This window comes from Burkholderia sp. JPY481, from assembly GCF_038900515.1.
GTDB lineage: Bacteria > Pseudomonadota > Gammaproteobacteria > Burkholderiales > Burkholderiaceae > Paraburkholderia > Paraburkholderia youngii.
Map to the genome: position 1 here is coordinate 1 of NZ_JAYMRT010000201.1, position 255 is coordinate 255.

Consider the following 255-nt stretch of genomic DNA (forward strand, 5'->3'; position numbering starts at 1 on the left):
TACGTTTTCTGATCCCAGGGCACAGTTCTTCGATCCAGGCTGCAAGCGTCTCGCGACTCGGATAGCCCAAAGCCCTCAAGGTTGCGGCAGCACAGCGGTCATGGCTCAAATAATGATCGACGGCAACCTTCTTCTGTTCAGCCGAGTACCGCGGCCTCGAACGGACATAGCCAGCCCGTAGATCATTGCACTGTTCGTATTCGCGACGCCAGGCTTTCAGAGAATTCTTTGTCGGGTAACCCAGCTGTCGGATGG

1 pseudogene is annotated in these 255 nt (G+C 55.7%); it reads right to left on the reverse strand.

Annotated features, from left to right (window positions below):
* Nucleotides 1-255: pseudogene (locus tag VSR82_RS40335) on the reverse strand (IS3 family transposase); the annotation flags it as partial.